Below are 22,329 nucleotides of genomic sequence, written 5' to 3'. Positions count from 1 at the left end.
GAGCCCGGAAGAAGCTCGACTAGCATGAGGATTCCCCGAGGGTGGCGTTACAACCGCTCTACCAGGCCTCTGTAGGCTCTCAGCGGCAACCGAAGACCAGCCCTGTACCCACGGGGACCCCAGATGAAATTCAGCGAGGAGCGAACCGCGTGACCGCCGAAACGTCCGTGCCGTCCACCGCGATGCTGACCGGAGCAGGCGGCGACCGGGACAGCTCCAACTACACCGCGCGGCACCTCCTCGTCCTCGAAGGTCTTGAGGCGGTCCGCAAGCGGCCCGGTATGTACATCGGGTCCACCGACAGCCGTGGCCTGATGCACTGCCTCTGGGAGATCATCGACAACTCCGTCGACGAAGCCCTCGGCGGCTACTGCGACCTGATCGAGGTCATCCTCCACGACGACGCCTCCGTCGAGGTCCGGGACAACGGCCGTGGCATTCCGGTCGACGTCGAGCCCAAGACGGGCCTCTCCGGCATCGAGGTCGTCATGACCAAGCTGCACGCCGGAGGCAAGTTCGGCGGCGGCTCCTACTCGGCCTCCGGCGGCCTCCACGGCGTCGGCGCCTCGGTGGTCAACGCCCTTTCCGCCCGTCTGGACATCGAGGTCGACCGCAACAGCGCGACCCACTCCATCAGCTTCCGGCGAGGCGTCCCGGGCATCTTCACGGAGCAGGGCCCCGACAGCCCCTTCGACCCGGCCAACGGCCTCCGGAAGGGAAAGCGGGTCCCCAGGACCCGTACGGGTACCCGTACCAGGTACTGGGCCGACCGCCAGATCTTCCTCAAGGACGCCAAGCTCAATCTGGAGACGCTCTACCAGCGCGCCCGCCAGACGGCCTTCCTCGTCCCCGGTCTCACGATCGTCGTCCGCGACGAGCGAGGGCTGGACGGCGAGGGCAAGACCGAGGAGACGTTCCGCTTCGACGGCGGCATCAGCGAGTTCTGCGAGTACCTGGCCCAGGACAAGGCCGTCTGCGACGTCCAGCGGTTGACCGGCACGGGCACCTTCAAGGAGACCGTCCCCGTCCTCGACGACCGCGGCCACATGACCGCCACCGAGGTCACCCGCGAGCTCGGCGTCGACATCGCCCTGCGCTGGGGCACCGGCTACGACACGACCGTACGGTCGTTCGTGAACATCATCGCCACCCCCAAGGGCGGCACCCACGTCAGCGGGTTCGAGCGCTCCCTGACCAAGACCGTGAACGAGGCGCTGCGCTCCGCCAAGATGCTGCGGGTCGCCGAGGACGACGTCGTCAAGGACGACGCCCTCGAAGGGCTCACCGCCGTCGTCACCGTACGGCTCGCCGAGCCGCAGTTCGAGGGGCAGACGAAGGAGGTGCTCGGCACCTCCGCGGCCAACCGGATCGTGGCAGGCGTGGTCGCCAAGGAGCTCAAGGCCTTCCTGACCTCGACGAAGCGGGACGCCAAGGCCCAGGCCAGGGCGGTGCTGGAGAAGGCCGTCGCCGCCGCCCGCACCCGGATCGCCGCCCGGCAGCACAAGGACGCCCAGCGCCGCAAGACCGCCCTGGAGTCGTCCTCGCTGCCCGCCAAGCTCGCCGACTGCCGCAGCGACGACGTCGAGCGCAGCGAGCTGTTCATCGTCGAGGGTGACTCGGCGCTCGGCACCGCCAAGCTGGCGCGGAACAGTGAGTTCCAGGCGCTGCTGCCGATCCGCGGAAAGATCCTCAACGTACAGAAGTCGTCCGTCTCGGACATGCTGAAGAACGCCGAGTGCGGGGCGATCATCCAGGTCATAGGAGCCGGGTCCGGGCGGACCTTCGACATCGACGCCGCGCGTTACGGGAAGATCGTCCTGCTGGTGGACGCCGACGTCGACGGCGCCCACATCCGCTGCCTGCTGCTGACCCTCTTCCAGCGCTACATGCGCCCGATGGTCGAGGCGGGGAGGGTCTTCGCCGCCGTCCCGCCGCTGCACCGGATCGAGCTGGTCCAGCCCAAGAAGGGCCAGGACAAGTACGTCTACACCTACTCCGACAACGAACTGCGCCAGACCCTCCTGGAGTTCCAGCGCAAGAACGTCCGGATCAAGGAATCGATCCAGCGCTACAAGGGTCTGGGCGAGATGGACGCCGATCAGCTGGCGGAGACGACGATGGACCCGCGCCACCGCACGCTGCGGCGCATCAACATCGGCGACCTGGAATCCTCCGAGCAGGTCTTCGACCTGCTGATGGGCAACGAGGTCGCGCCCCGCAAGGAGTTCATCACCAGTTCCGCGGCCACCCTGGATCGCTCGCGCATCGACGCCTGACCCCTGGCGCCCGCGTCGGCCCCCGCTCCCGTACCGCCGGAGCGGGGGCCGCGTACGTTTCCGGGGTGCCGGGCCCGGGGACCCGCGGTTCGCGCAGCCGTACGGGACTTCTGTCACCTGAAGGGGTGAAGCCGGGCGAATGACGCGCCCGGGATCCTCCCGAACCGCCCATGGTTGGCCATGCGGCCGAAAAGGTCCGTGGATCAGGGGAGTTGTGCGGTGGAGAAGGAAGCAGGGCCGGGGGCCGCGGGAGTGCGGCTCGACGACCCGTGGGACGACGCGCCGGACTCCGACCGGTGCGGCCGGGACCGGACGGCCGGCATCGCGGACCTCGACGCGCCCGCCGCGGCGGCGCCGGACCCCGAGCCCAGCGCGGCCGACATCTACCTGGAGGTGCACCGCAGCGCGGCCTTCCGCGAGGTGCGCCGCCGCTACCGCCGCTTCGTGGCTCCCGCCGCCCTCGCCTTCCTGCTCTGGTATCTCGCCTACGTCGTCGCCGCGACCACCGCGCCCGAGCTGATGGCCCGCCCGGTCGCCGGAGCGGTCAACGTCGCGATGGTGGCGGGTCTCGGCCAGTTCCTCACCACGTTCCTGCTCACCTGGGCGTACGCGCGGCACGCGCGGCTGCGCAGGGACCGGGCCGCGCTCGATCTGCGCTGGGACACCCAGGAGATGACGAGAGGGCTCGGACGTTGAGAGGCGACCACCAGGCACTCGCCCTGCTGCTGTTCAGCGCGTTCATCGCGGTGACGCTCTTCATCACCACCTGGGTCGGCCGCAACCGGCAGGGGTCCGCGGAGGAGTTCTACGCCGGCGGGCGGCTGTTCTCGCCGATGGAGAACGGATTCGCCCTCGCCGGCGACTACATGTCGGCGGCCTCCTTCCTCGGGATCTCCGGGCTGATCGCCCTCTTCGGCTACGACGGCATGCTCTACTCGGTCGGCTTCCTCGTCGCCTGGCTGGTCGTCCTGCTGTTCGTCGCCGAACTCGTCCGCAACTGCGGCCGGTTCACCCTGGCCGACGTGGTCGCGGCCCGGATGGCGGAGCGCCCGGTGCGTACCGCCGTCGGCACCTCGTCCGTCACCGTCTCCGTGCTCTACCTGGTCGCCCAGATGGTCGGCGCGGGCAGCCTCGTGGCCCTGCTGCTCGGCGGGACGAGCGACGCGGCCCGGTCCTGGACGGTGGTCGGGGTCGGCGCGCTCATGGTGATCTACGTGTCGTTCGGCGGCATGCGCGCCACCACCTGGATCCAGATCGTCAAGGCCGTCCTGCTGATGGCCGGGGCCGTCGCGCTCACCGTGCTCGTCCTGGTCCACTTCCACGGGAGCGTCAACAGCCTGCTGACCACCGCGGCCGAACGCAGCGGCCACGGCAAGGACTTCCTCGCGCCCGGCCTCCGCTACGGCGGGGACCTGACCTCGCGCCTCGACTTCATCAGCCTGGGCGTCGCCCTCGTCCTCGGCACGGCGGGGCTGCCGCACATCCTGTCGCGCTTCTACACCGTGCCCACCGCCCGCGCCGCGCGCCGCTCCGTCGTCTGGTCCATCGGCCTGATCGGCAGCTTCTACCTGATGACGATCGTGCTCGGATTCGGCGCCGCCGCGCTCGTCGGCTCCGGCGAGGTCCGCGCCTCGAACGCGGCGGGCAACACCGCGGTCCCGCTGCTGGCGCTCCACCTCGGCGGCGGCGAGGGGTCCACCGGCGGAACGATTCTCTTCGCCGTGGTCGCCGCCATCGCCTTCGCCACCATCCTGGCCGTCGTCGCGGGCATCACGCTCGCCTCGTCCGCGTCCGTCGCCCACGACCTCTACGCCTCGCTCCGCCGCCCCGGGCGCAAGAAGTACGGCGAGGTCGCCGTGGCGCGTGTCGCAGCCGCGGGGATCGGCGCGGTCGCGATCGGCCTCGGACTGCTCGCCCAGGACCTCAACGTGGCCTTCCTGGTGGGCCTGGCCTTCGCCGTCGCCGCGTCGGCGAACCTCCCGGCCCTGCTCTACTCCCTGTTCTGGCGCGGCTTCACCACCCGGGGCGCGGTCTGGGCCGTGTACGGCGGCCTGGTCCCGGCGGTCGTCCTGGTGCTGGTCTCACCCGTCGTCTCGGGCAGCCCCACGTCCCTGTTCCCCGGCGTGGACTTCCAGCTCTTCCCCCTGGAGAACCCGGGCCTGGTCTCCATCCCGCTCGGCTTCCTGGCCGGCTGGATCGGTACGGTCACCTCGCCCGAGCCGCCCGACGAGGCCAAGCACGCCGAGACCGAGGTCAGGGCGCTGACGGGGGCCGGGGCCGCGTAGGGCGGGCATCAGGGGCGCGTGTGTCCCGGCAGAGCGCCGTACGGGCTCCCGGGCGGCTCAGCCGGCGGCCCAGGCGTACCGGTGCTCCGGGCGGCCCGTCTCCCCGTAGCGCAGCGTCAGCCGGACCTTGCCGGTGCGTTCCAGCAGCTTCAGATAGCGCTGGGCCGTCTGGCGGCTCATCCCCGCGCTGTCCGCGATCTCCTGGGCGGAGAGCGGGCCGTCGGCTCCGCGCAACGCCCCTCGGACGAGCTCGGCGGTGGTGGGGGAGTGGCCCTTGGGGAGGGCCGGCTCGTCCGCCGCCCACAGCGCGCCGAAGAGCCGGTCCACCTGTGCCTGCTCGGCCTCCCCGCCCCCGTCGAGTGCCTGCCGCAGCGCCGCGTACGCCTCCAGCTTCGAGCGGAGGCCCGCGTACGTGAACGGCTTCACCAGGTACTGGAGCGCGCCGTGGCGCATCGCGTCCTGCACGGTGGCGACGTCCCGGGCGGCCGTCACCATGATCACGTCGACCTGACGGCCGAGGCGGCGCAGTTCCCGTACGACGGCGAGGCCGTTGCGGTCCGGCAGGTAGTGGTCCAGCAGGACCAGGTCCACCGGGACCTCCTCGACCCTCTCCAGGGCTGCGGCCGCCGAGTGGGCCTGCGCGACCACCTTGAAGCCGGGGACCTTCGCGACGTAGGCCGCGTTGATCTGCGCCACCCGGACGTCGTCGTCCACGATCAGGACCTGGATCACTGCCGGCCTCCCGACGGGGCCGGACACACGGTGGACGGCGGACCGTCGGGGGAAGCGGCGGGCTCGGCCGGCGCCCGCGGCCCCGGCTCGGCCAGCGCCTCCGGCAGGACGACCGTGAACACCGCACCGCCTCCGTCCGCCCCGGACACCGTCACACTGCCTCCCTGACGCTCCGCGAGCCTCCGGACGAGGGCGAGCCCGAGGCCGCGCTTGCCGTGTGCCGGGACCTCCTTGGTGGACCAGCCCTCCGTGAAGATCGACGTGTGCTGCTCCGGGGGGACACCGGGGCCGCTGTCGCGCACCTCAAGGATCACCGTACGTCCCTCCGCGCACAGCCCGACCTCGATCCGCGCCCCCTCCGATCCGGCCGCCGCGTCCGTGGCGTTGTCGACGAGGTTGCCCATGACCGTGACCAGGCCCCGGGGATCGACCACCCGGTCCGGCAGCAGGGTGCCGGGGGCCAGCCGCAGTGCTACGCCGCGCTCGGCGGCCACCGTCGCCTTGCCCACCAGGAGGGCGGCCAGCAGCGGGTCCTGGACCTTCTCGGTGACCTGTTCCGCCGTCGCCCGGTGTACGCCCACGACCTCCGTGACGAACTCCATCGCGTCCTCGTGCATCTCCAGCTCCAGCAGCCCGAGCAGGGTGTGCAGCCGGTTGGCGTGCTCGTGGTCCTGGGCGCGCAGGGCGTCGATCAGCCCCGTGGTGGAGTCGAGCTCGCGGCCCAGGTTCTCCAGCTCGGTCCGGTCGCGCAGGGTCACCACGGCCCCGCCGTCGTCCGTGGGCATCCGGTTGGCCAGCAGCACCCGGCTGCCCCGTACCGCCAGCAGGTCGTCGCCGACGACCCGCCCGGCCAGGACGTCCGCGGTCCTGCCGTCGCCCAGCACCTCCTCCAGCGTCCGGCCCGCCGCCTCCGGGCCCACGCCCAGCAGCCGCTGCGCCTCGTCGTTCAGCAGCCGGACCCGGCCGGCCCCGTCCAGGGCGACGACCCCTTCGCGGATGCCGTGCAGCATGGCCTCGCGCTCCGTCAGCAGCGCGGAGATATCGGAGAACGCCAGGTCATGGGTCTGCCGTTGCAGCCGGCGGGAGATCAGGTACGCGGCGAGCGCCCCGACGGCCAGGGCTCCGCCCGCGTACGCGAGCAGCCCCGGGATCGCCCCGAGGAGCCGCGCGCGGACGCTGTCGTAGGAGATGCCCACCGACACCGCGCCGATCACGTCGCCGGACGGGCCGAACAACGGCACCTTGCCCCGTGCCGAGCGGCCGAGGGTGCCGCTGTCGATCTCCATCACCTCACGGCCGCGCAGCGCCTCGCCGGGGTCGGTGGAGACGATCGCGCCGATCCGGTGGGTGTCGGGGTGCGACCAGCGCACCCCGCGCTGGTTCATGACGACGACGTACTCCGCTCCGGTCGCCCGCCTGATCCGCTCCGCGGCCGACTGGACGGGGCCCCGGTCCGACGGGTCCGTGCTGCTCAGGTCCTCCACGATCCCCGGCTGGGCGGCGGTGCTCTGGGCGATGGCGAGGGCGCGGCGCATCGCCTGGTCGTCCAGCTGGTCGCTGAGGGGGGCCAGGAACAGGCCGGTGACCAGGATGGTCACGCCGGTGATGATGGCCAGCTGCATCAGCAGGACCTGGGAGAAGACCCGCTGGGGCCAGCCGAACCTGCGCGGTCCCCGGCCGGGGGTCGGTGGGGCGTTCATCGTAGAGACGGTAAGGGCCGCGCGGCCGGGGCGGAAATTCGGCCGCGTTCCGGCCCGGCCGGCCGGGCCTTCGCCGTACGCGCCTCTTGCTTCGCGGCGTTGTGTCTGTGAGCGTTCCTGGAGCGTTTCCGAGGAGTTCGCCATCAACGCAATCTACTTGCACTTCTTGCGCTAATCTTGCGCACATGACGCGACGACTTGCTCAAGTGGCCCAGAAAGTGGGAGTCAGCGAGGCGACGGTCAGCCGGGTGCTGAACGGCAAGCCGGGCGTTTCCGACGCCACCCGGCAGGCCGTCCTCTCCGCGCTGGACGTCCTCGGGTACGAGCGCCCGACCCAGCTGCGCGGCGAACGGGCCAGGCTGGTCGGTCTCGTCCTGCCCGAGCTGCAGAACCCGATCTTCCCGGCGTTCGCCGAAGTGGTCGGCGGCGCGCTCGCCCAGCAGGGGCTTACCCCGGTGCTCTGCACCCAGACCAAGGGCGGCGTCTCCGAGGCCGACTACGTCGAGCTGCTCCTCCAGCAGCAGGTTTCCGGCGTGGTCTTCGCGGGCGGCCTGTACCACCAGGCCGACGCCCCGCACGACCACTACAAGGTGCTCGCCGACCGCAAGATCCCCGTCGTGCTGATCAACGCGGCCATCGCCCACCTCGGCTTCCCGGGTGTCTCCTGCGACGACTCCGTCGCCGTCGAGCAGGCCTGGCGGCACCTCGTCTCGCTCGGCCACGAGCGCATCGGACTCGTCCTCGGCCCGTCCGACCACGTGCCCTCGCAGCGCAAGCTGGCCGCTGCCCGGGTGCTCGCCGAGGAAGCGGGCACGACCGTGCCCGACGAGTGGGTGGCCCGTGCGATGTTCTCGCTGGAGGGCGGGCAGGCCGCCGCGATGCGGCTGCTGGACCGGGGCGTCACCGGCATCATCTGCGCGAGCGACCCGCTCGCGCTCGGCGCCGTGCGCGCCGCCCGCCGCCGAGGTCTCTCGGTGCCCGCCGACGTGTCGGTCGTCGGCTACGACGACTCGGCCTTCATGAACTGCACCGAGCCGCCCCTGACCACCGTCCGCCAGCCCATCGAGGCCATGGGGCGCGCGGCCGTGGAGCTGCTCGCGGTACAGATCGGCGGGCGGACCGTCCCCTCGGACGAGCTGCTCTTCGAGCCGGAGCTGGTGGTGCGCGGATCCACCGCGCAGCCGCCGCGCGAGAATTCCCTGTGATCCGTAGCTAATTTGCACTGCCCGAGCCCCTGGTCTGGACCTAGGAGGTCGTCTGGAGGCCGGGCAGCGGCTGGGGCGGCCGGGGGCCCGTGTACTGCCCGCTGGGGCGGATGCGGAGCGGGCGCTCTCCGTACTCCTCCAGCGCGTGGGCGATCCAGCCCGCGGTGCGGGACACCGCGAACACCGTCTCGCCCGCGTCCGCCGGCATGCCCCGGGAGACGGACAGGACGGCCAGGGCCAGGTCGATGTTGGCGTGCAGCGGAGCGTGCCGCGCTGTCGTGCCGACCACCTCGCGGGCCGCCGCGAGCGCCCCGGCTGCCTGCGGCACGTCCTCCAGCAGCGCGAACAGGGCCGTCGCCCGCGGGTCCTCGCCCCGGTAGAGCCGATGGCCCAGGCCCGGCACCCGCCGCCCGGTCCGCAGATGATCGGCGACCACGGGGACCGCGCTGCCCCGGTCCACCGCCTCCCGGAGCATCCGGTGCGCCAGCCCGCTCGCGGCGCCGTGCAGCGGCCCCTCCAGCACACCGAGGCCCGCCGAGACCACGGCGTACGGGTGGGCCCGCGCGGAGGCGGCGACCCGGGCCGCCAGGGTGGAGGCGGCCAGATCGTGGTCGATCAGGAGGGTCAGGGCCGCGTCCAGCACGGCCAGGGACGGGGCGTCGGCCGGCTCCGCGGTGAGCCGTGACCACAGCTCCCGCGCCAGGGAACCCCCTTCGTCCGCCGGGTCGCCGAGCGCCGGCAGGGCTCCCACCAGCGTCGGGATCAGACTCCGGGCGCTGCTGAGCACCGCCTCGGGCGACAGGTCGAACCGCAGCGGATCCGTGGCCGCCGCGGCGGTCACCGCCACCCGCAGCCGGTCCGTCGACCCGCTGTGCGCGGGCAGCGCGCCGACCGTCCGGCGAGCCGCCGCGAGGGTCCCGGCTGCCGCGGTGAACCGGGCGCCCGGGCTCGGCTCGCCCGTCCACAGCCACTCGGCGACCTCCTCGTAGCTGTAGTGCCCGGCCAGCTCCGTCGCGTCGACCCCGCGGAAGAAGCAGCGGTCGCCCTCGATGAGCGTGATGCCGGTGCGGAAGACCAGGTCGCCCCCGGCCGGGGAGGCGTCCCTGCGCCCCGAACGCCGGGCCAGCGCCCGGACCTCGTCGGCGTCGAACGTGCTGCCCCGCCCCCCGGCGGCCCGCGCGCTGCTCAGCTGGCCCCGGCTGACGTACGCGTACAGCGTCTCCGGCTTCACGCCCAGCAGTTCGGCGGCGTCCCGGGTGGTGAGCCGGGGTGGCCCCTGCTCGTCGGGCGCTGATTGATCCGTCATGACGGCCACCGTATCCATCCCGAATCGATGAGGGGGTCCCTGCGTTCCTTCATGTATTGATTCAATCAATATTGACAGAATTCAAGTCAAGCATAGACAGTCGAATCAATGTTCCGTGTGTCGGAAAGAGAGAAGAGAACAGCCATGACCACCACCCCTGCCGTCCCCCGCGGTCTCGCCGGCGTCGTCGTCACCGACACCGCCCTCGGCGACGTACGCGGCCGCGAGGGCTTCTACCACTACCGCCAGTACTCGGCGATCGAGCTCGCGCGGACCCGTGGCTTCGAGGACGTCTGGTACCTGATGGTCCACGGCGAACTGCCCGACCGGGCGGCCGCCGCCGACTTCGCCGCCCGCACGGCCGCGCTGCGCACCCTGCCCGCCGAGGTGCGCGACGCGCTGCCCGCCATCGCCCGCGCCGGCGCCGTCTCCGGCCCCCTCGCCGGACTGCGCACCGCGCTGTCCCTGCTCGGCGCCTCGGCCGGATTCCGTCCCGTGTACGACATCGGGACCGAGCAGCGGCGCCAGGACGCGCTCACCGTCTGCGCGGCCGTCCCCACGATCCTCACCGCCCTCCACCGCCTGGGCCAGGGGCTCCAGCCGGTCGAGCCCCGCGAGGACCTGCCGCACGCCGCGAACTACCTGTACATGCTGACCGGGTCGGAGCCGGAGCCCGAACACGCCAGGGCCGTCGAGCAGTACCTCATCTCCACCGTCGACCACGGCTTCAACGCCTCCACCTTCACCGCCCGTGTCGTCGCCTCCACCGGAGCCGACCTGGCCGCCTGCCTGGTCGCGGCGGTCGGCGCGCTCTCCGGACCGCTGCACGGCGGAGCCCCCAGCCGGGCCCTGGACACCCTGGACGCCATCGGCACCCCGGACCGCATCGACGGCTGGATCCGCGAGCAGGTCCTCTCGGGCCGCCGCATCATGGGATTCGGGCACCCCGTCTACCGCACCGAGGACCCGCGCTCCCGGATGCTCAAGTCCCTCGCGCAGGGCTTCGGCGGACCGCTCGTCGACTTCGCCGTGGAGGTGGAACGCCAGGTCGAGGCCATCCTCGCCGAGCTCAAGCCGGGCCGGGAACTGCACACCAACGTGGAGTTCTACGCCGGGGTCGTCATGGAGCTGTGCGGGCTGCCGCGCGCGATGTTCACCCCCACTTTCTGTGCGGCACGGGTGATCGGCTGGAGCGCCAATATCCTGGAGCAGGCGGAGGACTCGAAGATCATCCGCCCGGCGGCCCGCTACGTCGGCGCACCCCCGCCGCAGCCGGTCCCGGCGCCCTGACGACGTCCTTGAGGAAGGCCCCCGTTGACCCCGCCCCGCACCCCGCAGATCCCGGTCGTCGTCCTGGCGGGCTTCCTCGGCTCCGGGAAGACCACGCTCCTGAACCATCTGCTCCGCAATCGCGCGGGCACCCGGATCGGCGTGATCGTCAACGACTTCGGGGCCATCGAGATCGACGCCATGACCGTCTCGGGGCAGGTCGGCTCGACCGTCTCGCTGGGCAACGGCTGTCTGTGCTGCGCCGTCGACGCGAGCGAACTCGACACCTTCCTGGAGACGCTGACCCGGCCGTCCGCCCGACTGGACGTGATCGTCATCGAGGCGAGCGGGCTCGCCGAACCCCAGGAGCTCGTCCGTATGCTCCTGGCCAGCGACAACCCGCGCATCCGGTACGGGGGCCTCGTCGAGGTCGTCGACGCGGCGGAGTTCGACAGCACCCGTCAGCGGCATCCGGAGCTCGACCGCCATCTCGACGTCGCCGACCTCGTCGTCCTGAACAAGACCGACCGGGTGGGGGAGGCCGACCGGGCGCGGCTGCGCGCGACGGTCGCGGAGCTGAGCGGTCCCGCCGCCGTGATCTGCGCCGTGCACGGACGGATCGACCCGGAGCTCCTCTTCGACCCGGCCCTGCGACCGGACCACCAGGACAAGGTCCGTCAGCTCACCTTCGAGGACCTGCTGCGACAGGAGGCGACGGACGGGCACGAGGGGCACGACGATCACCTCCACGCCGCGTACGAGAGTGTCGACTTCACCTCGGACATCCCCATGGACCCACGCCGCTTCATGGAGTTCCTCGACTCCCGGCCCGACGGGCTCTACCGGATCAAGGGGTTCGCGGACTTCGGCGCGGGGGACCGGGACAACACGTACGCGCTGCACGCGGTGGGCCGCTTCCTGCGCTTCGTCCCCCGCCCGTGGGCGCGCGGCGAACAGCGGCTCACCCAGCTCGTCATGATCGGCGCGGGCATCGACGCCGAAGCACTGCTGGCCGGGCTCGCCGCCTGCCGCGCGGACGGGCCCGCCCCCGAAGGTCCCGCCGACGCCACCGACAGCTCAGCCACCGAACGCGGCATGTGGGGCGTGCTCCGGTACGTACAGAACGAGGCGGACCCCGTGGACGTACAACGGGCGGACCCGTGGGACGGACAACGGGCCGACCCCATGGACGTACAGGAAGCGGCCGCGGAGGCGTGACAACACCTCCGGGCCGCTCCCCGCCGTACGGGAGGGGCTGCCTACAGCGGCGGTCCCGCGATCACGTCCACCGTCTCCAGCAGCGGCGTGCCCGAGCCGTCCCGCCTCGGGTCCGGCTCCGGCAGCTTCGCCGGGGTGCCGTTCTTCTGCGCGGCCCGTGCCGGGGTGGGGCCCGCCCACGCGAACACCAGGACGTCCTCGCCCTTCAGGAACCGCTGGCAGCGCACCCCGCCGGTGGCCCGGCCCTTGCGCGGATACTGGTCGAAGGGGGTGAGCTTGGACGTCAGCACCGAGTCGTCCAGCGTGCCGTGCGAGCCGGCCACCGTGAACACGATCGCCTCGGCCGCCGGGTCCACCGCCGTGAACGACAGCACCTCGGCCCCGGCAGCAAGCTTGACGCCCGCCATCCCCCCGGCGGCCCGCCCCTGCGGACGCACCGACGCCGCCGGATAGCGGAGCAACTGGGCGTCGGAGGTGATGAACACCAGGTCCTCCTCGCCCGTGCGCAGTTCGGTCGCGCCCACGATGCGGTCACCGTCCTTGAGGGAGATGACCTCCAACTCGTCCTTGTTGGGCGGGTAGTCCGGCACGACGCGCTTCACCACACCCTGAAGGGTGCCGATCGCGAGGCCCGGCGAGGCCTCGTCCAGGGTGGTCAGACAGACCAGCTCCTCGTCCGCCTCCAGGCTGAGGAACTCGGAGATCTGCGCCCCGCCCGAGAGATTCGGCTCCGCGTGCGTGTCCGGCAACTGCGGCAGATCGATCACCGAGAGCCGCAGCATCCGGCCCGTGGAGGTCACCGCCCCGACGTCGCCGCGCGCCGTCCCCGCCACCGCCGACACGATCACGTCGTGCTTGGTCCGCCGGGCGTCCTCGGAGATCTCGACCGGCTCCGCGTTCGCCGTGCGGGCCAGCAGGCCCGTCGAGGAGAGCAGCACCCGGCACGGGTCGTCCGCCACCTCCAGCGGCACGGACGCGATCTGCGCACCGGCCGACTCCAGCAGCACCGTGCGCCGGTCCGTGCCGAACTTCTTCGCCACGACGGCCAGCTCCGAGGAGACGAGCTTGCGCAGCTCCGCGTCCGACTCCAGGATCGCGGTCAGCGCGTCGATCTCGCCGGTGAGCCTGTCCCGCTCGCTCTCCAGCTCGATCCGGTCGAAACGGGTGAGCCGGCGCAGCGGGGTGTCCAGGATGTACTGCGTCTGGATCTCGCTCAGCGAGAAGTGCGCCATCAGGCGCTCCTTCGCCTGCGAGGAGTTGTCGCTGTCCCGGATGATCCGGATGACCTCGTCGATGTCGAGCAGGGCGACGATCAGGCCCTCGACCAGGTGCAGCCGGTCGCGGCGCTTGGTGCGGCGGAACTCGCTGCGCCGGCGCACCACCTCGAAGCGGTGGTCCAGATAGACCTCCAGCAGCTCCTTGAGGCCCAGGGTGAGCGGCTGGCCGTCGACCAGGGCCACGTTGTTGATGCCGAAGGACTCCTCCATCGGCGTCAGCTTGTAGAGCTGCTCCAGCACCGCTTCCGGCACGAAGCCGTTCTTCACCTCGATGACCAGACGCAGCCCGTGCGCCCGGTCGGTGAGGTCCTTGACGTCGGCGATGCCCTGGAGCTTCTTCGCCGAGACCAGGTCCTTGATCTTGGCGATCACCTTCTCCGGGCCGACGGTGAAGGGCAGTTCGGTGACGACGAGGCCCTTGCGGCGGGCCGTCACGTTCTCCACGGCGACGGTGGCACGGATCTTGAAGGTGCCGCGGCCCGCCGTGTACGCGTCCTTGATGCCGCCCAGCCCGACGATGCGTCCGCCGGTGGGCAGGTCGGGTCCCGGGACGAAGCGCATCAGCGTCTCGACGTCGGCGCCCGGGTGCTTGATCAGGTGCCGGGCGGCTGCGATGACCTCGCCCAGGTTGTGCGGAGGCATGTTGGTGGCCATGCCCACGGCGATCCCGGAGACCCCGTTGACCAGGAGGTTGGGATAGGCGGCGGGGAGGACGACCGGCTCGCGCTCCTGGCCGTCGTAGTTCGACTGGAAATCGACGGTGTCCTCGTCGATCGCCTCGGTCATCAGCGAGGTGGCGTCGGCCATCCGGCACTCGGTGTACCGCATGGCGGCCGGCGGGTCGTCGTTGCCGAGGGAACCGAAGTTGCCGTGGCCGTCGACCAGGGGGAGGCGCATCGAGAACGGCTGCGCCATGCGCACCAGGGCGTCGTAGATCGAGGCGTCGCCGTGCGGGTGCAGCTTGCCCATCACCTCACCGACGACGCGGGCGCACTTCACATACCCGCGGTCGGGGCGCAGCCCCATCTCGTTCATCTGGGACACGATGCGGCGGTGCACCGGCTTCATGCCGTCGCGGGCGTCGGGCAGGGCCCTGGAGTAGATCACCGAGTACGCGTACTCGAGGAAGGAGCCCTGCATTTCGTCGACGACGTCGATGTCGAGGATCTTCTCCTCGAAGTCGTCCGGCGGCGGCGGGGTCTTCGTGCTACGGCGGGCCATCGCGGCTGCGACTCCTTCACAGATTCTGTTCGGACAACCTGAGCTTGTTCGGTACAACACGAGCTACTGACGCGGTCCATTGTGGACCGCCGGACTGACAACGCCGACCTCGACCCGTCCGAAGCGGGCCGAGGGGGCGTCCGCGACACCATCGACGGAAACATCCACGGAACGGGAACTTCGCCAGGTGCCGGTGCGCTTGCTTAGAGTGGCAGGTCTGGCAGGAAGTCCAGTATCGCGATCGAAGGGACGTACATGCCCATGGGTCACACGGCCACCGCACAGGCCGGCTCCGGCGGCTTGACAGCGACCGAGCACCGCCTGGCCAACGGCCTGCGTGTGGTGCTCTCCGAGGACCATCTGACCCCGGTCGCCGCGGTCTGCCTCTGGTACGACGTCGGCTCGCGCCACGAGGTCAAGGGACGCACCGGTCTGGCTCACCTTTTCGAGCACCTGATGTTCCAGGGCTCGGGCCAGGTCAAGGGGAACGGTCACTTCGAGCTCGTCCAGGGAGCCGGCGGCTCGCTCAACGGGACGACCAGCTTCGAGCGGACCAATTACTTCGAGACCATGCCCACCCACCAGGTGGAGCTGGCGCTCTGGCTGGAAGCCGACCGGATGGGCTCCCTCCTCGCCGCGCTCGACGAGGAGTCCATGGAGAACCAGCGCGACGTCGTCAAGAACGAACGCCGCCAGCGTTACGACAACGTGCCCTACGGCACCGCGTTCGAGAAGCTGACCGCCCTCTCCTACCCCGAGGGCCACCCGTACCACCACACCCCGATCGGCTCCATGGCCGACCTGGACGCGGCCACGCTGGAGGACGCCCGCGCGTTCTTCCGTACGTACTACGCGCCCAACAACGCGGTGATCTCGGTGGTCGGCGACATCGATCCCGAGCAGACGCTCGCCTGGATCGAGAAGTACTTCGGCTCCATCCCCTCCCACGACGGCAAGCAGCCGCCGCGCGACGGGACGCTGCCCGGGACCATCGGTGAGCAGCTGCGCGAAGTGGTCCACGAGGAGGTCCCGGCGCGCGCCCTGATGGCCGCCTACCGCCTCCCCCACGACGGCACCCGCGCCTGTGACGCCGCCGACCTGGCGCTCACGGTGCTGGGCGGCGGCGAGTCCTCCCGGCTGCACAACCGCCTGGTCCGCCGCGACCGTACGGCGGTGGCGGCCGGCTTCGGACTGCTGCGGCTCGCCGGAGCGCCCTCGCTCGGCTGGCTGGACGTGAAGACGTCCGGCGGCGTCGAGGTGGAGACGATCGAGGCCGCGGTCGACGAGGAGCTGGCCCGGTTCGCCGCCGAGGGGCCCACCCCCGAGGAAATGGAGCGGGCCCAGGCGCAGTTGGAGCGCGAGTGGCTGGACCGGCTCGGCACGGTCGCCGGCCGCGCCGACGAACTGTGCCGCTACGCGGTCCTGTTCGGTGACCCGCAGCTCGCCCTGAGCGCCGTGGGCCGGGTCCTGGACGTCACCGCGGAGGAGGTGCGCGCGGCCGCCGAGGCGACCCTGCGCCCCGACAACCGGGCGGTGCTGGTGTACGAGCCCATCGAGCCGGCCGACGAGGCCGACGAGTCCGACGAGGGCACGGCAGGCACCGACGCGCACGAGGGGGCGGACAAGTGAGCGACGCCGCCGTGACTGGAGTAGCCATGGAGTACCACCCGCAGCCCACGCCCGGCACGGCCCGCCCCTGGGCCTTCCCGGCGCCCGAGCGCGGCGCCCTGCCCAACGGGCTGACCGTGCTGCGCTGCCACCGCCCCGGCCAGCAGGTCGTCGCGGTGGAGATCTTCCTGGACGCGCCGCTGGAGGCCGAGCCCGAGGGCCTGGACGGCGTGGCCACGATCATGTCGCGGGCGCTCTCGGAGGGCACCGACAAGCACAGCGCCGAGGAGTTCGCCGCCGAGCTGGAGCGCTGCGGGGCCACGCTCGACGCGCACGCCGACCACCCCGGCGTCCGGGTCTCCCTGGAGGTCCCGGTCTCCCGCCTGGCCAAGGCCCTCGGGCTGGTCGCCGAGGCACTGCGGGCCCCGGCCTTCGACGCGAGCGAGATCGAGCGCCTCGTCGGCAACCGCCTCGACGAGATCCCGCACGAGCACGCCAACCCGTCCCGGCGCGCCGCCAAACAGCTCTCCAAGGAGCTGTTCCCGGCCACCGCCCGGATGTCCCGCCCGCGACTGGGCACCGAGGAGACGGTCCGGCGGATCGACGAGACCGCCGTGCGCGCCTTCTTCGACGCCCACGTCCGTCCGTCCACCGCGACGGCCGTGATCGTCGGCGACCTGACCGGCATCGACCTGGACGCGCTGCTGGCGGAGACCCTCGGCGACTGGTCGGGCAACGCCGGCCGGGCCCGCCCGGTGCCGCCCATCACCGCGGACGACACCGGCCGTGTGGTCATCGTGGACCGGCCCGGCGCGGTCCAGACGCAGCTGCTGATCGGCCGGATCGGCGCCGACCGGCACGAGCGTGTGTGGCCCGCACAGGTGCTCGGCGCCTACTGCCTGGGCGGCACCCTCACCTCCCGGCTGGACCGGGTGCTGCGCGAGGAGAAGGGCTACACCTACGGGGTGCGGGCCTTCGCCCAGGTGTTGCGCTCCAGCGGCCCCGACTCGGGCGGCGCGGCCATGCTCGCGATCAGCGGTTCGGTGGACACGGAGTCCACAGGACCGGCGCTGGACGACCTCTGGAAGGTTCTGCGGACGCTGGCCGCCGAGGGACTGACCGACGCCGAGCGCGAGACGGCCGTGCAGAACCTGGTGGGCGTGGCCCCGTTGAAGTTCGAGACCGCCGCCTCCGTCGCGAGCACGCTGGCCGACCAGGTCGAGCAGCACCTCCCCGACGACTACCAGGCCCACCTCTACGCCCGGCTCGCCGAGACGGGCACCGTGGAGGCGACCGCCGCCGTGGTCAGCGCCTTCCCGGTCGACCGGCTGGTCACGGTCCTCGTGGGGGACGCCGCGCAGATCGAGGAGCCCGTGAGGGCCCTCGGCATCGGAGAGGTGTCCGTCGTCACCGGCTGACGCACCTGTGGCACACCGCCGCGAACAGAACCCCGACGAACGCACGTTCGTCGGGGTTCTTCCTTTTTGCCTGATTAATCTCATCCGTCACTTTTGGGGGAGAGGTTGCCTGTCTGCCCTGTGGGATGTGCGACAAATCCCCTTGTCCGTTTGGTGAGGGGAAGTCGCCCCGCCTAGCGTCGGCTCGGCTGTCCGCCACCCGTATGCCGCAGCCGCGGCGCCGGGCAGTCATCGCCGAGTCCCCGTCAGGCGCGAGCCTGGGGAGCCGGGGACCCACGCAGTCCCTGGGGTGAATCGGAGGCCCGTGCCGCGAAACCGGCGCGGGGATCCGTAGGAGACCTTCCTGCTCCGAACCCGTCAGCTAACCCGGTAGGCGAGAAGGAAGGAAAGGATCAGCCCCTCCATGGCGTTCACCCGTGCCACCGGGAAGCACCGTGCCCCGAGCCGCCTCACGCGCCGGAGCGCCCGGGCCGCCGGCATCGCGGCTCTGGCCACCACCGGAGTCCTCGGCTCGCTGGCCACCCCGGCCCTCGCCGCGGACACCGAGGCAGCCCAGGTCGCCGACACCGGCCTCACCCAGGCCGTCGCCCTCGACGCCACCCTCGCCGAGCAGATAGACGCGCAGGCCCACGCCCAGAAGCAGCAGGCCGACGCGATCGCGAAGGCGAAGGCCAAGGCCGCCGCGGAGGCCCGCGAGAAGGCCGCCAAGGCCAAGGCGAAGGCGGAGGCCGAGCGCAGGGCCGAGGCCCGCGCCAAGGAGGTCCGCGAGGAGAAGGCCCGTGCCGCCCGGGCGGCCGAGCGCGCCCGTCTGAACGCCTTCCACCTCCCGGTCGCCGGCTCCCACGTCACCACCGGCTACAACACCGGCGGTGCGCTCTGGTCCTCCGGCAGCCACTCCGGCGTGGACTTCCAGGCCGCCTCCGGCAGCTCCGTCGTCGCCGTCGGCGCCGGTACGGTCGTCGAGGCCGGCTGGGGCGGCGCGTACGGCAACAACATCGTGCTCCGGATGACGGACGGCACGTACACCCAGTACGGCCACCTCTCCTCGATCGGCGTCTCCGTCGGCCAGAGCGTCTCCTCCGGCCAGCAGATCGGCCTCTCCGGCTCCACCGGCAACTCCACCGGCCCGCACCTGCACTTCGAGGCCCGGACCAGCCCCGACTACGGCTCCGACATGGACCCCGTCGGCTACCTGCGCTCCCACGGACTGAACGTCTGACCCACCGGGCGCGACCCCGTCCGAAGGCCCCGGCGCCCGCCGGGGCCTTCGGCAATTCCGGCCCGAAGATATCCATGGATTCCGGTCTGCCATCGGAAATTCCGGCAGATTGCAATAGAGTCACGGAACAGACGTCGGGCGGCCGCGTTTCGCGGGGATCAAGGCGGAGGTTCGGACATGCGCATTCCCGCGCATTCGGTATGCACGGCAATCCGTGACGACATCGTCTCCGGTGTCTACGAGCGGGGCAGCCGCCTCACCGAGGAGTTGCTGGCCCGCCGCTACGGGGTCTCCCGCGTCCCGGTCCGCGAGGCCCTGCGCACCCTGGAGTCCGAGGGCTTCGTCGTCACCCGCAGACATGCGGGCGCCTGTGTCGCCGAGCCCACCGTGCAGGAGGCCGCCGATCTCCTGGAGGTGCGGATGCTCCTGGAGCCGCTGGGCGCGGCCCGCGCGGCCCAGCGCCGCACGGAAGCCCACCTGAAGGTGCTCCGGGGCCTGGTCAGGCTGGGCCAGGAGCGGGCCCGCCGGGGCGAGGGCGAGGATCTGCGCTCGCTGGCCGGCTGGTTCCACGAGACCCTCGCCCAGGCCTCCGGCAGCCCCGGACTCATCGCCCTGCTCACCCAGCTCCGCCACAAGATCGCCTGGATGTACGCGGTCGAGCAGCCGGCCCGACCGGTCGACTCCTGGGCCGAGCGCGGCGCGATCGTGGACGCCGTCGCGCGCGGCGACGCGGAGCGGGCGAGGGCGCTGACCGCCCAGTACGCGGAACGCGCCACCGGGGCCCACCGGCTGCGCCGCCCGCAACCGCCGGGGCGGCGCACCCCGCCCCCTCCCCGCGTGAGCACTTCGCAACATGACGTAAACACCGCGGGAGTCCGCCATTAACAGAAGAGCCGTATACAAAGAGAAGTAATTGCGGGGCATTGTTTGTGCTGCCCGAATTATCGATCCACGGCTCTTTCCCGAAAGCGAAAGAGCCGTGATCCCTCAAAGGGGTCACGGCTCTCGCGCCTGTCGAATCCGGCCGGGCCGGGTCGCGTGGGTCGGTCAGACGGTCTCGGGAAGTTCTTCCAGGCCCTCGGCGACCAGCTTCGCGAGCCGGTCCAGAGCGGCCTCGGCGTCGTCCGCGTCGGACGCGAGCACGATCTCCTCGCCGCCCTGCGCGCCCAGACCGAGCACGGCGAGCATGGAGGCGGCGTTCACCGGGTTGCCGTCGGACTTGGCGATCGTCACGGGGACGCCGGAAGCCGTGGCGGCACGGACGAAGATGGAAGCGGGGCGGGCGTGCAGGCCCTCGGCCCAACCGACGTTTACGCGGCGCTCAGCCATGGTTCTGCCCTTCACATATCAACGGTTGTCTAGACCAGTCTCTCATGCAGTGCGTGGTGCTGTGCCCGGCCTCCCGTCCGGTCCTGTGCTCCGGCGGCCCCGGTCCGGGCCGCCTCGGACTGCCCGGGCGCCGATCTCTCCGCGACCGGGGTCCCCGCCGTAGGCTTTGCCCATGGAGCCCACGCCGGAGCAGAGTCCGCATCACGCGTACCCCGACCACTGGGAAGCGGACGTGGTGCTCCGCGACGGTGGCACCGCGCGCATCAGGCCGATCACCACGGACGACGCCGAGCGACTGGTCAGCTTCTACGAGCAGGTGTCCGACGAGTCGAAGTACTACCGGTTCTTCGCCCCGTATCCGCGCCTATCCGACCGGGACGTGCACCGCTTCACCCATCACGACTACGTCGACCGGGTGGGACTGGCCGTCACGATCGGCGGCGAGTTCATCGGAACGGTCCGCTACGACCGCATCAACGACCAGGGCCGCCCCGCCTCCGCCCCCGCAGACGAGGCCGAGGTCGCCTTCCTCGTCCAGGACGCCCACCAGGGCCGGGGCGTCGCCTCGGCGCTGCTCGAACACATCGCCGCGGTCGCCCGCGAGCGCGGCATCCGCCGCTTCGCCGCCGAGGTGCTCCCCGCCAACAACAAGATGATCAAGGTGTTCCGGGACGGCGGCTACACCCAGCGCCGCAGTTTCGAGGACGGCTCCGTCCACCTCACCCTCGACCTCGAACCCACCGAGAAGTCCCTCGCCGTCCAGCGCGGCCGCGAACAGCGCGCCGAGGCCCGCTCGGTGCAGCGTCTGCTCGCCCCCGGCTCCGTCGCGGTCATCGGCACCGGCCGTACCCCCGGCGGCGTGGGCCGCACGGTCCTGCGCAACCTCCTCGCCTCCGGCTACACCGGCCGCACGTACGCGGTGAACCGCGCCTTCGACGAGGGCATGACCACCCTCGACGGCGTCCCCGCCCACCGCTCGCTCGGCGAGATCGACGAGCAGGTCGACCTCGCGGTCATCGCCGTCCCCGCCCACCGGGTCCCCGAAGCCGTCGCCGACTGCGGGGAACACGGAGTCCAGGGGCTGGTCGTCCTCTCCGCCGGATACGCCGAGCGGGGCGCCGAGGGCCGCGGACTCCAGCGCGAGCTGGTCCGCCAGGCCCGCTCGTACGGCATGCGGATCATCGGCCCGAACGCCTTCGGCATCATCAACACCGCCGAGTCCGTCCGGCTGAACGCCTCGCTCGCCCCCGAGTCGCCCGCCCGCGGCCGGATCGGCCTGTTCACCCAGTCCGGCGCGATCGGCATCGCCCTGCTCTCCGGCCTCCACCGCCGCGGCGCGGGCCTGTCCTCCTTCATCTCGGCGGGCAACCGGGCCGACGTCTCCGGCAACGACTTCCTCCAGTACTCCTTCGAGGACCCGGACACCGACGTCGCCCTGCTCTACCTCGAATCGCTCGGCAACCCCCGCAAGTTCACCCGCCTCGCCCGCCGCACCGCCGCCGTGAAGCCCGTCGTCGTGGTCAAGGGGGCCCGGCACAGCGGCTCCACCCCACCCGGTCACGCCGTCCCGGTCAGCCGCATCCCCGACGCCACGGTCTCCGCGCTGATGCGCCAGGCCGGCGTCATCCGGGTCGACACCGTGACCGAGATGGTCGACGCCGGACTCCTGCTGGCGGGCCAGCCGCTCCCGGTCGGCCCCCGGGTCGCCATCCTCGGCAACTCCGAGTCCCTCGGCCTGTTGTCGTACGACGCCTGCCTGGCCGAGGGACTGCGCCCATGCCCGCCGATCGACCTCACCACCGCCGCCTCCCCGCAGGACTTCCGGGACGCGTTGGCCGAGGCGCTGGCGGACGGGACCTGCGACGCCGTGATCGTCACCGCCATCCCGTGGGTGGGGGAGAACGGGGAGGCCGAGACCGGCGACGGCGAAGTGCTCGCCGCCGCCCTGCACAAGGCCGTCGCCGGGGGCGCTGCCAAGCCGGTGGCAGTCGTCCACGTCGAGATCGGGGGCCTCGCCGAGGCGCTGGCCGCCGCGTCCAGCACCGCCGCGCCCCGCCCCCGTACGGTGACGCCCGCCGCCGACCGGACCCGGGCGGCAGCCGCCTCCCCGCAGGCCGGCACCACTCCGGCCCCGAGCGCGGGCCGGGGCGCGCCGGTTGGAGGGGTAGTCGCGATCTATCGCGTTTGGGTACGCTGGGGCGGTGGACCTAGAGAAGCAGCCCCAGCAGCCCCTCGCGCCGGCCGCCCGGCCGCCCGCCGAAGCCCT

At 71.9% G+C, this 22,329-nt stretch carries 16 protein-coding genes and 1 riboswitch; of the genes, 11 read left to right on the top strand and 5 right to left on the bottom strand.

Features of this window, described 5'->3' with window-relative positions:
* The first annotated feature begins 149 nt into the window (after positions 1-149).
* The 3 genes from HET64_RS11875 to HET64_RS11865 all read left to right on the top strand — a co-directional run bounded on the left by HET64_RS11875 (position 150) and on the right by HET64_RS11865 (position 4,561).
* Positions 150-2,276 (top strand): type IIA DNA topoisomerase subunit B, encoded by a 2,127-nt coding sequence (locus HET64_RS11875; protein ID WP_215104642.1) that lies wholly within the window; start codon positions 150-152, stop codon positions 2,274-2,276.
* Between the two features lie 252 nt (positions 2,277-2,528).
* Positions 2,529-2,972, top strand: coding sequence for a DUF485 domain-containing protein (locus HET64_RS11870; RefSeq protein WP_215104659.1), 444 nt, complete (start codon positions 2,529-2,531; stop codon positions 2,970-2,972).
* Entirely contained in the window at positions 2,969-4,561 is a 1,593-nt protein-coding gene (locus tag HET64_RS11865; RefSeq protein WP_215104640.1) for a cation acetate symporter, read from the top strand. Before HET64_RS11870 ends, HET64_RS11865 begins: the two co-directional genes overlap by 4 nt.
* A gap of 57 nt (positions 4,562-4,618) precedes the next feature.
* Here HET64_RS11865 and HET64_RS11860 read toward each other — a convergent pair whose 3' ends face one another.
* The gene (locus tag HET64_RS11860; RefSeq protein ID WP_215104638.1) at positions 4,619-5,293 is read right to left on the bottom strand and encodes a response regulator; all 675 of its coding nucleotides are present in this window, start codon (positions 5,291-5,293) and stop codon (positions 4,619-4,621) included.
* On the bottom strand, positions 5,290-6,993 hold the full coding sequence (locus tag HET64_RS11855; protein ID WP_215104636.1) for a sensor histidine kinase: 1,704 nt from the start codon (positions 6,991-6,993) through the stop codon (positions 5,290-5,292). Before HET64_RS11855 ends, HET64_RS11860 begins: the two co-directional genes overlap by 4 nt.
* A 185-nt stretch (positions 6,994-7,178) precedes the next feature.
* Here HET64_RS11855 and HET64_RS11850 point away from each other — a divergent pair, with 185 nt between their 5' ends.
* On the top strand, positions 7,179-8,198 hold the full coding sequence (locus tag HET64_RS11850; RefSeq protein ID WP_215104634.1) for a LacI family DNA-binding transcriptional regulator: 1,020 nt from the start codon (positions 7,179-7,181) through the stop codon (positions 8,196-8,198).
* Positions 8,199-8,238: 40 nt separating this feature from the next.
* Here HET64_RS11850 and HET64_RS11845 read toward each other — a convergent pair whose 3' ends face one another.
* On the bottom strand, positions 8,239-9,504 hold the full coding sequence (locus tag HET64_RS11845) for a citrate synthase (protein ID WP_215104632.1): 1,266 nt from the start codon (positions 9,502-9,504) through the stop codon (positions 8,239-8,241).
* A gap of 144 nt (positions 9,505-9,648) precedes the next feature.
* On the opposite strand from HET64_RS11845, the gene HET64_RS11840 reads away from it, so the two are divergent.
* Together HET64_RS11840 and HET64_RS11835 are read left to right on the top strand one after the other, a co-directional pair.
* On the top strand, positions 9,649-10,794 hold the full coding sequence (locus tag HET64_RS11840) for a citrate synthase/methylcitrate synthase (protein ID WP_215104630.1): 1,146 nt from the start codon (positions 9,649-9,651) through the stop codon (positions 10,792-10,794).
* A 24-nt stretch (positions 10,795-10,818) separates the two neighbouring features.
* The gene (locus tag HET64_RS11835) at positions 10,819-11,991 is read left to right on the top strand and encodes a GTP-binding protein (protein WP_215104628.1); all 1,173 of its coding nucleotides are present in this window, start codon (positions 10,819-10,821) and stop codon (positions 11,989-11,991) included.
* Between the two features lie 41 nt (positions 11,992-12,032).
* Here HET64_RS11835 and HET64_RS11830 read toward each other — a convergent pair whose 3' ends face one another.
* On the bottom strand, positions 12,033-14,489 hold the full coding sequence (locus tag HET64_RS11830; RefSeq protein WP_215104626.1) for a DNA topoisomerase (ATP-hydrolyzing) subunit A: 2,457 nt from the start codon (positions 14,487-14,489) through the stop codon (positions 12,033-12,035).
* A 255-nt stretch (positions 14,490-14,744) separates the two neighbouring features.
* Here HET64_RS11830 and HET64_RS11825 point away from each other — a divergent pair, with 255 nt between their 5' ends.
* From HET64_RS11825 to HET64_RS11810, 4 genes are all read left to right on the top strand, one after another.
* Positions 14,745-16,118, top strand: a complete 1,374-nt coding sequence (locus tag HET64_RS11825; protein WP_215104625.1) for a pitrilysin family protein — start codon at positions 14,745-14,747, stop codon at positions 16,116-16,118.
* Between the two features lie 26 nt (positions 16,119-16,144).
* A complete protein-coding gene (locus HET64_RS11820; protein ID WP_215104622.1) occupies positions 16,145-17,515 on the top strand; it encodes a pitrilysin family protein in 1,371 nt (456 codons plus the stop codon).
* A gap of 222 nt (positions 17,516-17,737) precedes the next feature.
* Positions 17,738-17,905: riboswitch (cyclic di-AMP (ydaO/yuaA leader) on the top strand.
* 13 nt (positions 17,906-17,918) lie between these two features.
* Positions 17,919-18,734, top strand: coding sequence for a M23 family metallopeptidase (locus HET64_RS11815; RefSeq protein WP_215104621.1), 816 nt, complete (start codon positions 17,919-17,921; stop codon positions 18,732-18,734).
* A gap of 177 nt (positions 18,735-18,911) precedes the next feature.
* Positions 18,912-19,619 (top strand): GntR family transcriptional regulator, encoded by a 708-nt coding sequence (locus HET64_RS11810; RefSeq protein WP_215104619.1) that lies wholly within the window; start codon positions 18,912-18,914, stop codon positions 19,617-19,619.
* Positions 19,620-19,781: 162 nt separating this feature from the next.
* Here HET64_RS11810 and HET64_RS11805 read toward each other — a convergent pair whose 3' ends face one another.
* Complete coding sequence (locus tag HET64_RS11805; protein ID WP_018957072.1) at positions 19,782-20,063, bottom strand: HPr family phosphocarrier protein; 282 nt, start codon at positions 20,061-20,063, stop codon at positions 19,782-19,784.
* Between the two features lie 172 nt (positions 20,064-20,235).
* On the opposite strand from HET64_RS11805, the gene HET64_RS11800 reads away from it, so the two are divergent.
* On the top strand, positions 20,236-22,329 hold a 2,094-nt coding region (locus HET64_RS11800), incomplete at its 3' end, for a GNAT family N-acetyltransferase (RefSeq protein ID WP_251145187.1).

The organism is Streptomyces sp. McG3 (genome assembly GCF_018619185.1).
In the GTDB taxonomy this organism is placed as follows: domain Bacteria; phylum Actinomycetota; class Actinomycetes; order Streptomycetales; family Streptomycetaceae; genus Streptomyces.
The sequence above is the reverse complement of the archived record's forward strand: the minus strand, read 5'-3'. Positions and strand labels throughout refer to the sequence as shown.

Coding starts and splice junctions, on each gene's coding strand:
- HET64_RS11845 (WP_215104632.1), bottom strand. CDS start 9,504: ATGACGGATCAATCAGCGCCCGACGAGCAGGGGCCACCCCGGCTCACC.
- HET64_RS11815 (WP_215104621.1), top strand. CDS start 17,919: ATGGCGTTCACCCGTGCCACCGGGAAGCACCGTGCCCCGAGCCGCCTC.
- HET64_RS11810 (WP_215104619.1), top strand. CDS start 18,912: ATGCGCATTCCCGCGCATTCGGTATGCACGGCAATCCGTGACGACATC.
- HET64_RS11850 (WP_215104634.1), top strand. CDS start 7,179: ATGACGCGACGACTTGCTCAAGTGGCCCAGAAAGTGGGAGTCAGCGAG.
- HET64_RS11805 (WP_018957072.1), bottom strand. CDS start 20,063: ATGGCTGAGCGCCGCGTAAACGTCGGTTGGGCCGAGGGCCTGCACGCC.
- HET64_RS11820 (WP_215104622.1), top strand. CDS start 16,145: ATGGAGTACCACCCGCAGCCCACGCCCGGCACGGCCCGCCCCTGGGCC.
- HET64_RS11840 (WP_215104630.1), top strand. CDS start 9,649: ATGACCACCACCCCTGCCGTCCCCCGCGGTCTCGCCGGCGTCGTCGTC.
- HET64_RS11825 (WP_215104625.1), top strand. CDS start 14,745: ATGCCCATGGGTCACACGGCCACCGCACAGGCCGGCTCCGGCGGCTTG.
- HET64_RS11855 (WP_215104636.1), bottom strand. CDS start 6,993: ATGAACGCCCCACCGACCCCCGGCCGGGGACCGCGCAGGTTCGGCTGG.
- HET64_RS11830 (WP_215104626.1), bottom strand. CDS start 14,489: ATGGCCCGCCGTAGCACGAAGACCCCGCCGCCGCCGGACGACTTCGAG.